We start from the raw sequence: 14,017 nt of genomic DNA, 5'->3' as shown, positions 1-14,017 counted from the left end.
ATATTAGATTTTAAGTAAAGATTTTAAGGGCGTACGGTGGATGCCTTGGCGATATCAGCCGAAGAAGGACGTGGTAAGCTGCGATAAGCTACGGAGAGGTGCAAGCAACCTTTGACCCGTAGATTTCCGAATGGGGGAACCCGGCAGTGGTTATGCACTGTCACCCATAGCTTAGACTATGAGGAGGGCACCCGGGGAACTGAAACATCTAATTACCCGGAGGAAAAGTAATCAAACGAGATTTTCTTAGTAGCGGCGAGCGAACGGGAAAGAGGCCAAACCGGAGCGGGCAACCGCACCGGGGTTGAGGACAGTCATCAAGTGTAAATGAGGTAGAAGAATCGAGTTGGAAAGCTCAGCCGCAGAAGGTGAAAGCCCTGTAATCGAAACCTTGCATACACGGGACTGTATCCAGAGTACCACGAGACACGTGAAACCTTGTGGGAAGCAGGGGGGACCACCCTCCAAGCCAAAATACTGATATCGACCGATAGCGCATAGTACCGTGAGGGAAAGGTGAAAAGAACCCCTGGCGGGGAGTGAAAGAGAACCTGAAACCGTATGTCTACAAACAGTCGAAGTCTGTATATATATCAGGACGACGGCGTGCCTATTGAAGAATGAACCGACGAGTTACTGTTGCTAGCGAGGTTAAGTGGAAAACACGGAGCCGCAGCGAAAGCGAGTCTGAACAGGGCGTTTAGTTAGTAATAGTAGACCCGAAACCGTAGTGATCTATCCATGGCCAGGTTGAAGCACAGGTAAAATTGTGTGGAGGACCGAACTCGTGAGCGTTGAAAAGCTTTGGGATGAGTTGTGGATAGGGGTGAAATGCCAATCGAACACGGAGATAGCTGGTTCTCCCCGAAATAGCTTTAGGGCTAGCCTCGAGGTTGAGAGTATAGGCGGTAGAGCACTGATCGGGCTAGGGGCCATACCGGTTACCGAACCTAGTCAAACTACGAATGGCTATACTTATACTCGGGAGTCAGACAGTGAATGATAAGGTCCATTGTCAAGAGGGAAACAGCCCAGAACACCGACTAAGGTCCCAAATGTTACACTAAGTGGCGAAGGATGTGGAATTTCCAAAACAACCAGGATGTTGGCTTAGAAGCAGCCACCATTTAAAGAGTGCGTAATAGCTCACTGGTCGAGAGACTCTGCGCCGAAAATGTCCGGGGCTAAAGTGTAAAACCGAAGTCGTGTCATATGCAGCAATGTATATGGGTAGGGGAGCGTTCTCATTGGGTTGAAGCAGTACCGTAAGGAGTTGTGGACTGATGAGAAGTGAGAATGTCGGTATGAGTAGCGAAAAGAATGGTGAGAATCCATTCCACCGAAAGCCTAAGGGTTCCTGAGCAACGATCGTCGTCTCAGGGTAAGTCGGGACCTAAGCCGAGGCGGAAAAGCGTAGGCGATGGACAACAGGTTGAAATTCCTGTACCGGTGTGAATCGTTTGATCGATGGAGTGACACAGTAAGGTAGGTCAGCACGCGATTGGAAGTGCGTGTTTAAGCATGTAGGTTGAGCTATAGGCAAATCCGTAGCTCTAAAAGCTGAGATGTGATGACGAGTTACTAGCGATAGTAACGAAGTGATTGATCCTACACTGTCGAGAAAAGCTTCTAGGTAGAGACACATCGCCCGTACCAAAACCGACACAGGTAGGCGGGGAGAGAATCCTAAGGTGCGCGGGAAAACCCTCGTTAAGGAACTCGGCAAAATGCCTCCGTAACTTCGGGAAAAGGAGGACTCATGTAGTGTGAAGAGCAGCAACGCTTGGAGCATGAATGAGTGGCACAAGAGAGGCGCAAGCGACTGTTTACCACAAACACAGGTGCCTGCTAAAGCGAAAGCTGATGTATAGGTGCTGACACCTGCCCGGTGCTGGAAGGTTAAGAGGAGGGGTTAGACTTCGGTCGAAGCTCTGAATTGAAGCCCCAGTAAACGGCGGCCGTAACTATAACGGTCCTAAGGTAGCGAAATTCCTTGTCGGGTAAGTTCCGACCCGCACGAAAGGTGTAACGACTTGCGCACTGTCTCAACGAGGGACCCGGTGAAATTGAAGTACCTGTGAAGATGCAGGTTACCCGCGACTGGACAGAAAGACCCCATGGAGCTTTACTGCAACCTAAGATTGAACTTAGTTAATGAATGTACAGGATAGGTGGGAGACTTAGAATCTAGGACGCCAGTTTTAGAGGAGTCGTTGTTGGGATACCACCCTTTCATTAATTGATTTCTAACGGGCCGAGTAACGACCGGCCGGACAGTCTTAGGCGGGCAGTTTGACTGGGGCGGTCGCCTCCTAAAGAGTAACGGAGGCGCCCAAAGGTTCCCTCAGAGCGGACGGAAATCGCTCGAAGAGTGTAAAGGCAGAAGGGAGCTTGACTGCGAGACGGACAGGTCGAGCAGGGACGAAAGTCGGGCTTAGTGATCCGGTGGTGCCGAGTGGAAGGGCCATCGCTCAACGGATAAAAGCTACCCTGGGGATAACAGGCTAATCTCTCCCAAGAGTCCATATCGACGGGGAGGTTTGGCACCTCGATGTCGGCTCATCACATCCTGGGGCTGAAGTAGGTCCCAAGGGTTCGGCTGTTCGCCGATTAAAGTGGTACGTGAGCTGGGTTCAGAACGTCGTGAGACAGTTCGGTCCCTATCCATCGCGGGCGCAAGAAACTTGAAGGGGGCTGCTCCTAGTACGAGAGGACCGGAGTGGACGAACCGCTGGTGTACCAATTATCCTGCCAAGGGTACAGTTGGGTAGCTACGTTCGGGACGGATAAACGCTGAAAGCATCTAAGCGTGAAACCAGCCTTGAGATGAGGTTTCTCATAGCATAAGCTAGTAAGATCCCATGTAGACGACATGGTTGATAGGCCAGGTGTGGAAGAGCCGTGAGGTTTGGAGCTGACTGGTACTAATAGATCGAGGGCTTTACTTAAACAAAACATTAAGCAGAAATGTGCAACAAATATATATAACTTCTATGTGGTTTTCAGAGTACAAACTCTGACAGATTCAGTGGCGATGGCTATGAGGATCCACCTGTTCCCATCTCGAACACAGTAGTTAAGCTCATAAACGCCGAAAGTACTTGGCTGGAGACGGCCTGGGAGGATAGGAAGCCGCTGATTAACGAAAAGAAAAAGGTCTACCTAAAGGTAGGCCTTTTTCTTTTTGCTAGTCTTCGACTAGCTAACCCTACTAGAGCCGCCTCCAGCCAAGGTTGTAGAGGTTGTATCTATGTACGTGTCCGTGTAAGACGGCATTGGGAAGGGTAGGGTGTGAGGCCACAGAGGAGTAAAACGACGCATGGGGCCCACACATCACCTTCTTCCGAACGTAAGATTTACCGAGCTGCGAAGCAGAGAAGGGAAATACACAGTGAGGAAGCAAGTAGGGCCACCGAAGAGGACTTAGAGCTAAGCGACGCAGATAACCATATGAGTGCTTCCGAACGTAAGATGTACCGAATTGCGGAGCAGCGCAGGGAAATCCACAGTGAGGATTGATAGGAAGCCGCGGCTGGTGGTAGGAGGTAAACTCTATCTATACGGTAACGCGGCACAACGTGCCAATGTTACCGAACCGTAAAGCAGTTGAGTAGCTCCAAATTTATGTAAATAAACTACCTCTAATCGATACTGCGGTACTTAGCACCAATAATATCGAACAGTAAAGAAGTTTAGTAACTTCAAATATATGTAAATCAATAGCATTATGTAGATACAACGTGCCAATGTTACCTAACCTTAAACCAGTTAAGTCCCTTCAAATACATGTAAAGTTCATCCCAATTTATGTAACATATACATTATTCATTCACATCTATCTTTTAATATTTATCCTCAAATAACCACTATATTATTCAATGGACATTTACTCCTCTATGATCGAATATCCACCATATAGCCCTAATTTTACTCTTTTTACTGCTATATCTATACATAGTACTTTATATTTAACTTCTTTAATAGATCATTATACAAGTTATTCTTTAATCAAATTTCCTAATTAATCATCTTTATGTAATTAATATTACTTTAATTTTAAATTCTAATAATTACTATCTACTACATATTCTATTCATGCATAGGTTTATCTGAAATTCACATATAAGCCTATAAATATAGATAAATACTGGGTTTATACCTGCATTACTGTTGCCTGAATATGTACCAAAATTTACTCGTTTCATTTATATCTCATATAACTTTCACTATGTTTTCACATATAATCTTTATACTAGCAATAGTTGATTGAGATCAACTAAGGAAATGGAGGTCTACTGCAAATAACTTTTACCTGTCCCTTTTACAAATAATACAAACAACACAACACAAAACAATACAACACATAAAACAACACTTAAATACACAACAATACTCTCCCTGTGTATAAACAAAACAATACATATACAAAACTCTCTAATTATATATACCATCTCCCGTATATATAAAGGTAAAAGTTAGGTAGACATAAGAGCCCTTGAGAAAGGGCTCTTTTTCCTTTTAAATTCACTATTATTTCATTATTTTAAAGGGCTTTGTTTCTTGACATGGGACTTAATTTTTGTTAAACTAATCAAGTATCAAGCACAGCTTGATGAACATAGGGGTATAGCTCAATTGGTAGAGTAGCGGTCTCCAAAACCGTTGGTTGTGGGTTCAAGTCCTACTGCCCCTGCCAAATTTGGATTGCGGTCTTCGGACCGCATGTCCATAAAATTACTCAAAAAATATTAAAAAAATGCTTGCACAGAACTAAGCATTATGTTAATATAAGTGAGTACCAAGTACATGACTCAGTAGCTCAGCTGGATAGAGCGTTTGACTACGAATCAAAAGGCCAGGGGTTCGAATCCCTTCTGGGTCACCAAATGAAAGCATCACAGCAATGTGGTGCTTTTTTATTTTTGTAAAACCATTTATCTATTAAAAAGACTCTACACATAATTGTGTAGAGTCTTTTAGTTTCCATGCTTTAAATCTAATTAGATTATGGCTTAAGTGTTTTACCTTATTTTAGCTGTCCTGCAGCCACAGCAAGATCTCTCCAGTAGATAGCTTGCATATAACCATACGTATCTGGTTTTAAGGTAATTAATTTAGCTTTAGGTCGTTTTTCTTCACGTAATACTCTGCCTGTACGGGCATCGATGATATTACGTTGTTCTTGAACCCATTGAATCGTATCGGCATCTTGGTCAAAGTAATAATGGTTTATATACTCTGTCATATAATATTGAGCACCTTGATGGCTATATGTACGGGCTACAATTTCAAATTTATTACCTTCTCCTGCGATGACCTTAACGCGTTGTTCTGCGTAATAATTTTGGCCATTCATACGATATAAGTAGGCATAACCTCTGGCATTCTCTAAATCAGCAATATTAACTGCTTGAGAGGGGAGGATACCTAAGATTGTAAAAGCCGCTGCAATTAATAAACTACGCTTCATGTATTCTCCTTATTACTTCGCATGTGGCTGATCAGATTCAGCAACCACATGTACAACTAATTCTTGATCAGAAGGAATCTGAGCCATGACTACAGGCATTGGCACATTCATAGCTGCAGCAATACCTTTGATTTGGCGCATTGCAACAGGTACTACAGTACCATCTTCTTGTACGTTTTTTTCTAATACTTCAATTTCTGTAACTGTTAAGCCTGCTTTTGTGGCAAAGTCTTCAACGGATACACCATTAGCTTCGCGATATTCTTTAATGAAATCTCCGATATACATAGATTCCTCCTATTTTTAGATACCTTTATATTGTAATTAAAAATATCATATATGGCAATAGATGAATAAAAGATGAATTAATAAAATTACAAAAATAAATTGACTTAATACGATAGTGGTGTTACTATTAACTCATAGAAAACATCATATTTGGGAATAGGTGCTGAAAAGCATAATAGAGAAGCTGGTTAAATGCCAGCACGGTCCCGCCACTGTATGGTCGAGCGAGTCTAAATTAAGTCACTGGGAAACTGGGAAGGCTAGATGAGCGATGACGCCGAGTCAGGAGAACTGCCTATTCAACATTCACCATTTGACCTACGAGAGATAGGGAGGAGAAGTTAGTAGCTCCTTTTTACGTACCCGTAAAAAGGATTTTTTAGTTCTATACGATTTTATCAAAGATGATTTAAATTGTATTCGAAAGACCTTAATGTCGATGGCATGGTCATGGTGAATAATACCTTCTTGGTATTACCAGCATGACATGTGTTATGACTGTTAATATATTTTATGGTAAATGTAGGGCATGCATTTATTCATCATCATCCTAAAAAAGAGGCTGACCCAGGATTCTAGTAGTTCGGATTCTGGGTCAGTCTCTTTTTATGAGATACATGAAATTTAAGTTAATTCTAAAAAAATGATTGACGATGAATTATATACATGATATTATTATTTCAGTTGAGACGCGGGAGTGGCGGAATTGGCAGACGCACCAGACTTAGGATCTGGCGCCTTACGGCGTGGGGGTTCAAGTCCCTTCTCCCGCACCAACTTTATTGCACCTTTTGAGGTGCTATTTTTTTTGCCCAAAAATGTTATAATAAATGGGTTAGAACTATTAATTTAAATAATCATAGTAATACTATATGGTGCAGTATGGATAATACATTAACACAGCTGCTTTCACAGAACCCATCCTTTGTGGATGGGCTAAACGCATTTCAGCGGAAAGGAAAGTCAGTCATATATGGTCTTAGTGGATCTCAAAAGAGTTTCCTCTTAAACCAAGCTTTTTCTACGGGCCTTACAAAGCCTGTAGTTATAGTAGTCCATGATAAGGACCATAAAGAGATGTGGGAACGAGATTTAGCCTTTTTCTGGCCTAATATTCCAGTCCTATCATTTCCTATAACAGATCATGTGGACTTTACAACGATTGCTCGTAGCCTTGAGGACCAAGGGGCACAAATGCGTGCCTTAGCATTGCTTGCATGGCAAGAACCAGCTGTAGTCATAGCGAATGCTGAAGAGGTTACACAGTATGTGGTATCTCCTCAAAATTTAAAAGGACAGTCGTTACATTTCTCTTTGAATGATACGATTGAACGGGATACAGCTCTTGAACAGCTCGTTACAATTGGATATGAACGTGTAGACCAGGTGGAACAACGTGGTCATTTTGCCGTGCGCGGGGATATTTTAGACATATATCCTGTTAATAGTGAACATCCCATACGTATAGAGTTCTTTGGCGATGAAATTGATACGTTACGGTTCTTCTCTGTGGAGAACCAACGTTCCATTGAACAAATTGATTCTTATACGGTAACGCCGTTCTTCCTTGGTAAAAGTGATGCAGATTGCACCTTATTATCATATGTGAAAGAAGGCACCCTCATTTACGATGAGCCTGGCCGTATTCAGGAAGCATTAAAGAAATTCCTTAAGGAAGACCCAACACATCGTAAAAATCATTGTGACTGGAGTGAGTTGCAACGTACTGTAGAAGCAACGAATCAAGTAGCTTTTACATTTATGCAACAACGTTCTATTGGCTTAGCTGGATTTACCCCAATTGGTATTCAAGGTAAGACGATGACGAGCTTTGAGCGTCAAATTCCTTTATTAACCGATGAAATTAAACAATGGCATCGCTTAAACCATCAAGTTGTATTGGTATTAAATAATCAGCAACGAAGAGAAGGCATTGAACGTGCCCTTGAAGGGGAAGGTATTGCTTTTATTCATAGTGCGGAGTGGATTGCAAAGCCTAATACGGTTGTAATCTTACAAGGCTTATTGACCGATGGCTTTGAATTACCAAATAGCCATTTAGTAGTTGTCGTAGAAGGTAATATTTACGGACAACAAAAGCGGAAGCTACGCAACAAGCCTAAAAAAGGCCAAGAAATTAATTACTTTACGGATTTAACGCCTGGTGACTATGTTGTACATAGTATGCACGGTATTGGTAAGTATATTGGCCTTAAAACGATCGAAACAGAGGGGATTCATCGGGATTATATTGAAATTGACTATGCAGGATCAGATAAATTATTCTTACCTGCCAACAACTTAGATCAATTACAAAAGTATATTGGTAATGAAGGTGATGTGCCGCGCATCAATAAAATGGGTGGCCGTGACTGGGCTAAGGTTGTTACAAAGGCAAAGAAATCTATTGATGATTTAGCAGATAAGCTTGTAGAGCTCTATGCACAGCGTGAAATAACGCAAGGCTTTGCATTCTTGCCTGACCAACCATGGCAACAGGAATTTGAAGATGCATTCCCTTATGAGGAAACGGAAGACCAATTACAAGCTACAGCAGAAATTAAGGAATCCATGGAAAAACCAGTTCCTATGGACCGTTTGCTTGCTGGCGATGTAGGGTTTGGTAAAACAGAAGTGGCCATGCGTGCCATATTTAAGGCTGTTATGAGTGGCAAACAAGTAGCGGTACTTGTTCCAACCACTGTTTTGGCACAGCAACATTTCCAAACCTTCTGGAACCGATTTGCTCCATTTGGTGTCAAGGTAGATGTACTCAATCGTTTCCGCAGTACAGCGGAGAAAAAACAAGTTCTAAAAGGCGTTGAAGATGGATCCATTGATGTTCTTATCGGCACACATTCCTTGCTCAACAAAAAGGTTGTCTTCAAAGATTTAGGGATGCTCGTTGTAGATGAAGAGCAACGTTTCGGGGTAGCTCAAAAGGAAAAATGGAAAGAGTGGGCCAACAATATTGATGTACTCACCTTGAGTGCGACCCCAATTCCTCGGACATTACATATGTCCCTCGTTGGTGTTCGTGAGATGTCCGTTATCAATACGCCACCAGAAGAACGCTTGCCTGTTCAAACCTATGTAGTGGAATATGATATGAACCTCGTGGCCGATGCGATCAAGCGCGAATTAGCGCGTGGTGGGCAGGTTTACTTTGTATATAACCGCGTAGCATCCATTAATCACATGGGTGAGTTATTAGAAGAGGCCTTGCCTGGTTTACGTTACGCTATTGCTCATGGTCAAATGACAGGTCGTCAAATTGAGGAAATCATGACTGATTTCTATGAAGGCCATTATGATGTATTATTGTCTACCAGTATTATCGAAACTGGTCTAGATATACCAAATGCCAATACGATCATCATTTATGATGCGGACCGCTTAGGCTTATCTCAGCTATATCAAATGCGTGGCCGCGTAGGTCGTTCTCGTAGACGGGCCTATGCTTACTTTATGTATCGACCTGATAAAATGCTTTCAGAGGCTGCCGAAAAGCGCTTAAAAGCTATTGAAGAGTTCACAGAACTCGGTGCTGGTTTTAAATTGGCTATGCGCGATTTAGAAATTCGCGGTGCTGGTAACCTCTTAGGTTCACAGCAACATGGCAATATCGCATCCGTCGGCTTTGGTATGTACGTAAGTATGTTAGAAGAAGCCATTGCGAAGGCTCAAAATAAAGAGGTTGAACGGGAAGTATCCATTGACCCAGCAATCGATTTAGAGGTAGATGCCTTTATTGATGATGCGTATATCAAGGATAGCGCTCGTAAGATCTCCGTATATCAACGTTTGTTACATATAAAATCCAAAGAACAGCTTGATGATATGACTGATGAACTCATCGATCGCTTCGGTACTCCGACAGATCCGGTAGACCGTTTGTTGCGCATTGCTCAAATTAAAGAACAAGCGCGTTTACTAGGCATTAAAAGTATCGTCCGTAGAGATCAACAGCTTACCATTCATTGGCATGACGATTCCAAGATGGCCGACTGGGATATGGGGGCTGTACGGGAAGATCTCTGGAAGAAGATGAAATTTGCAGATACTAAGCCGGCTACATTATATGTGAGCCTCAATGGTATGAAAGGTTCTATTTTGACCATTACGGAAGCGGTGATGAAGGCTTTGAGCCAAAAATCATCGTCTAAGGAGGGCCTATGAATCGATTTTTAAAGGGCGCTATGATTTTAACCTTAGCTGGGATTATCGTTAAGGTTATTGGTGCTTTCAGCAAAGTCCTTATTGCACGCGTTCTCGGTGGTGAAGGGATTGGCCTATATATGATGGCCTATCCGATTTATCAAATTATCGTTAGTGTTTCCGCTGCAGGCATTCCTGTTGCTATATCTATTATGATTGCGGAAAAGCTGGCTAATGATGATATGCGGGGCGTACAACAGGTGTTTTCCGTATCGTTAAAGGTGTTAACACTATTAGGTCTTGTATTTAGTATAGCTTTATACGGTAGTGCACAGTGGCTCATAGATACCCATATTATTACAGATCCTCGTGCACTCTTAGCGATTCAGCTATTATCGCCAGCTATCTTCATCGTTACGATTTTGAGCTGTTTCAGAGGTTATTTCCAAGGCTTCCAATACATGGTACCTACGGGAACTAGCCAAGTCTTTGAACAAATCTTCCGCGTATCCTCTATGGTGGGCTTAGCTTATTATTTCATTGATAGAGGTCTACACTTGGCGGCAGGTGGTGCAACGTTCGCTACATTCCCCGGTGTATTAGCTGGGTTGATTGTATTGATTTACTTTTACTATCGTCAGCGTCGTGTACGGGCGCAAATGTTGGCGCAGCAGAATCCAAATGCTATTGGTGAAAGCAATAGCTCTGTAGTCAAACGACTATTTAGCTTGGCTATACCAGTTTCAATGGCCAATATTATGTTGCCCATGGTATCTCTTATCGATACATTTATCGTACCAAAGCGATTGATGGATATTGGGTATTACCTCAATGAAGCGACAACACAATTTGGTTATCTCACAGGGATGGCTACATCGTTGATAGGTTTGCCTATCATTTTGACTACATCCTTAGCGGCTAGCCTTGTACCAGCTGTATCTGAGGCACATGCGCAAGGTGATGTGCACCGTATTGTACAGCGCGCCGGCATAGCCATTAAGATTGCCAATATGTTCACTATACCGGCCTGCATTGGGCTCTGTGTATTGGCGACACCTATATCTAAATTGATATACGCAACGCCTCATGCTGGTCCTGTTATTGCTGTTATTAGCTTGAGTATTATATTCTTAGGTTGGCAACAGATTACAGCAGGCATTTTGCAGGGATTAGGTAGAACTGTTATTCCTATGGTAGCCATTTTTATCGGTCTATTGGCTAAGACATTCTTGGACTATCAATTGACAGGTACTATTGAACTTGGTATTAATGGTGCCGCATGGGCAACGAATTTAAACTTTGCCATTGCTGCACTCATAAACTATATATTTGTTAAAAAATATGTAGGCTCCGTACTGAATAAATTAGAGCTATTAAAAATTGTAGTATCTGCCATGGCTATGGGCGGTGCTACACAGGTGGTGTATGTGACGACTGTAGAACTGTTCGGTAATGGTGGTGCGGTAGCAGCAGCTATTATTGTGGCGGTATTTGTGTATGGTTTATCTCTATGGTTAACAAAGGCCGTTGTAAAAGCTGATATGTATCATTTCCCAGTTATAGGCAAGCGCTTACAAGCTCGCCGAGATAAGGAGGAGGCTAAGCTATATGAAGAACAATACTGATAAGCCAGTATCGGTACAACCATTAGTAGATGTGGTAAAAGCTTTGCGTGCTCCGAATGGTTGTCCTTGGGATCAAAAGCAAACTCATGAGTCGTTGCGTCGATATTTCATCGAAGAAACCTATGAGGTAGTAGATGCTATTGATAATAAAGATATGCCAAATCTTCGTGAAGAACTAGGTGATGTATTATTACAAGTTGTCTTTCACAGTCAATTAGCTGAGGAAGCCGGTCAATTTACATTAGAAGATGTAATTCACGATGTGACAGAAAAGATGATTCGTCGTCATCCCCATGTTTTTGACCCTGAAAATAATGAAAAATCATACAGTTGGGATGAATTAAAGGCACAAGAAAAGAAAAATATACAAAAATCTGTATTAGATGGTGTGTCCAAAGGTTTACCTGCATTAGTGGCGGCTTACAAACTACAAGAAAAGGCTGCGAAGCTAGGTTTTGACTGGGATGAGCTCGATCCGGTTTGGGCGAAAGTTTCCGAAGAAATGGGTGAATTTAAGGAGGCTATTGCCCAAGAAGATAGAGAAAATATGGAAAAAGAAGCGGGAGATGTGCTTTTTTCCTTGATTAATCTATTAAGATGGTATAAAATAAGCGGTGAAAATGCACTAAATCGCACAAACACAAAGTTCCGACAGCGTTTTTTACATGTAGAAGCTTGTGTTAACCAAAGCGATCGCTCATGGGAAGACTTTTCATTAGCTGAGCTGGATGCTTTTTGGGAGGAGGCTAAAGTGCAGGAAAAGTAGCCTAGAGGTTTGCATGCTTCTTAGGTATAGTATTTTTAAGGAGGTTCTGTCATGAACAAAACAGAATTAATCGCAAGTGTTGCACAAAAAACTGAATTAACTAAAAAAGACGCTGAAAAAGCGGTAAAAGCTGTATTTGACACAGTTGCTGAAGAATTAGCTGCTGGCGGTAAAGTACAAGTTATCGGCTTCGGTACATTCGAAGTTCGTGAACGCGCAGCTCGTGAAGGCCGTAACCCACAAAACGGTAAAACTATTACTATCGCAGCTTCCAAATCCCCTGCATTCAAAGCTGGTAAAGGTTTGAAAGAACAAGTTAACGCTGCAAAAGCTAAAAAACGCAAAAAATAATCCCTAATGGATTGGAAAGAGACCTTTCGAGGTCTCTTTTTTTCGTCTATTTATGGTATAATGCACAGAGAAAGGGTGTACTATGAATAACGAAAGATCACGGAAGGTTCTCATCGTGTCCGCTTCTATTGGGACGGGACATATGCAGGCCGCCAGAGCCATAGAAGAATATTGGAAAGAGAAAGAACCACAAGCATCGATAACTCATGTGGACTTTCTTGATACAGAAACCATGTCTGTAGAGCATTTGATCAAGGGCACATACATCAAGATGATTGACGTATTCCCGATGCTATATGATATGATTTACCGCGTATCAAAAGGGGAAAAACGAGGTACGATTATGCAAACTGCATTATCATACCTATTGAAAAGCCGCATGCTCAAATTGGTACAACAAGAAGAGCCAGATGTAATGGTATTTACGCATCCATTCCCATGTGGTGCAGCGTCTATCTTAAAACGCCAAGGACATATCGATGTACCATTAGTGGCTATCATGACGGACTTTAGTAGTCATCAATTTTGGCTATACCCACAAATTGATACATACTATGTAGCTACTGAATCGATGGTAGATGAAATGGTAGCAGCGGGTATTGATGAATCACGTATCCATGTATCAGGTATACCTGTGCGGCGCTCCTTCTTCCGTGATGCTATTGAAGAATATAGCTTAGAGAAACCGGTAAAAGTACTCGTTATGGGTGGGGGACTAGGTTTAGGCTCTTTAGAAACGGCATTAAAACATTTAGATGAAGTAAACGGTATTGATGAAATTACTGTCGTAGCTGGTCAAAATACATCTCTTTATGAATCCTTAGTTACCCTTAGTGAATCTATGCGAACTAAGACCATTGTATACGGATATACTACGAATATTTCGGAACTTATGAAGTCGTCTTCCTTGCTAGTTACAAAGCCTGGTGCGTTAACATGTATGGAGGCCGTTACTATTGGTTTGCCTATGGTATTCTTTAATGCCATTCCAGGGCAAGAAGAGGCTAATGCAGAGTTGTTAGAACAACGAGGTTGTGCTCGTTGGGCTCGTGATATTCATAACTTAGAAGACGTTGTGACCGCACTTCTTATTAACTCTCCGAGACTTCAACAAATGTCTGAGCGCGCTCGTGAATGGCATGTGGATGGTGCGGCTAATATCGTAAATAGTCTTATAGCCATATTAGATGCTGAGACGCCGGTAGAATTAGTGAAAGCAGAGCAATCTATCAGTTAATAGTCTAGTATTTACATAATCATAGTGATTGTAAAAGATATATAATGCTATATGTTTCATTAACGATGTTGGTTCAATAAACGTTATATGCTACATCAACGTTATATGTTCTATCATAAAAT

Annotated in this window: 7 protein-coding genes, 3 tRNA genes, 2 rRNA genes and 1 riboswitch; of the genes, 10 read left to right on the top strand and 2 right to left on the bottom strand. The window is 42.1% G+C overall.

Annotation, left to right across the window (positions count from 1 at the left end; all coding sequences use genetic code 11):
* Nucleotides 1–13: 13 nt before the first annotated feature.
* The 4 genes from ACDF53_RS01155 (at nucleotide 14) to ACDF53_RS01140 (ending at nucleotide 4,885) form a co-directional block, all read left to right on the top strand.
* Nucleotides 14–2,948: ribosomal RNA gene (locus tag ACDF53_RS01155) — 23S ribosomal RNA — on the top strand.
* Nucleotides 2,949–3,024: 76 nt separating this feature from the next.
* Nucleotides 3,025–3,141 (top strand): 5S ribosomal RNA (rrf, locus tag ACDF53_RS01150).
* Nucleotides 3,142–4,620: 1,479 nt separating this feature from the next.
* Nucleotides 4,621–4,696 (top strand) — tRNA-Trp (locus ACDF53_RS01145).
* A 112-nt stretch (nucleotides 4,697–4,808) separates the two neighbouring features.
* A tRNA-Arg gene (locus ACDF53_RS01140) sits at nucleotides 4,809–4,885 on the top strand.
* 141 nt (nucleotides 4,886–5,026) lie between these two features.
* On the opposite strand, the gene ACDF53_RS01135 is transcribed toward ACDF53_RS01140, so the two are convergent.
* Together ACDF53_RS01135 and ACDF53_RS01130 are read right to left on the bottom strand one after the other, a co-directional pair.
* Nucleotides 5,027–5,470 (bottom strand): hypothetical protein, encoded by a 444-nt coding sequence (locus ACDF53_RS01135; protein ID WP_005385689.1) that lies wholly within the window; start codon nucleotides 5,468–5,470, stop codon nucleotides 5,027–5,029.
* A gap of 12 nt (nucleotides 5,471–5,482) precedes the next feature.
* Nucleotides 5,483–5,758 carry a helix-turn-helix domain-containing protein gene (locus ACDF53_RS01130; protein ID WP_370815233.1) on the bottom strand — a complete coding sequence of 92 codons (276 nt, stop codon included), beginning with the start codon at nucleotides 5,756–5,758 and terminating at the stop codon, nucleotides 5,483–5,485.
* Between the two features lie 141 nt (nucleotides 5,759–5,899).
* A riboswitch (cobalamin riboswitch) is annotated at nucleotides 5,900–6,072 on the top strand.
* A gap of 377 nt (nucleotides 6,073–6,449) precedes the next feature.
* On the opposite strand from ACDF53_RS01130, the gene ACDF53_RS01125 reads away from it, so the two are divergent.
* From ACDF53_RS01125 to ACDF53_RS01100, 6 genes are all read left to right on the top strand, one after another.
* Nucleotides 6,450–6,534: transfer RNA gene (locus tag ACDF53_RS01125), tRNA-Leu, on the top strand.
* Nucleotides 6,535–6,640: 106 nt separating this feature from the next.
* A complete protein-coding gene (gene mfd, locus ACDF53_RS01120; RefSeq protein ID WP_370815232.1) occupies nucleotides 6,641–9,937 on the top strand; it encodes a transcription-repair coupling factor in 3,297 nt (1,098 codons plus the stop codon).
* Nucleotides 9,934–11,541 carry a polysaccharide biosynthesis C-terminal domain-containing protein gene (locus tag ACDF53_RS01115; RefSeq protein WP_370815231.1) on the top strand — a complete coding sequence of 536 codons (1,608 nt, stop codon included), beginning with the start codon at nucleotides 9,934–9,936 and terminating at the stop codon, nucleotides 11,539–11,541. The genes mfd and ACDF53_RS01115 overlap by 4 nt, the downstream gene beginning before the upstream one ends.
* Nucleotides 11,525–12,307, top strand: a complete 783-nt coding sequence (gene mazG, locus ACDF53_RS01110) for a nucleoside triphosphate pyrophosphohydrolase (protein ID WP_295868163.1) — start codon at nucleotides 11,525–11,527, stop codon at nucleotides 12,305–12,307. Before ACDF53_RS01115 ends, mazG begins: the two co-directional genes overlap by 17 nt.
* 51 nt (nucleotides 12,308–12,358) lie before the next feature.
* A complete protein-coding gene (locus ACDF53_RS01105; RefSeq protein WP_005385694.1) occupies nucleotides 12,359–12,658 on the top strand; it encodes an HU family DNA-binding protein in 300 nt (99 codons plus the stop codon).
* Between the two features lie 82 nt (nucleotides 12,659–12,740).
* A complete protein-coding gene (locus ACDF53_RS01100; RefSeq protein ID WP_303931833.1) occupies nucleotides 12,741–13,895 on the top strand; it encodes a glycosyltransferase in 1,155 nt (384 codons plus the stop codon).
* Nucleotides 13,896–14,017: the final 122 nt, after the last annotated feature.

The organism is Veillonella sp. (assembly GCF_041333735.1).
Classification (GTDB): Bacteria; Bacillota; Negativicutes; order Veillonellales; family Veillonellaceae; genus Veillonella.
Note: the sequence above shows the minus strand (reverse complement) of the source record. Positions and strands in the feature narration are given on the sequence as shown.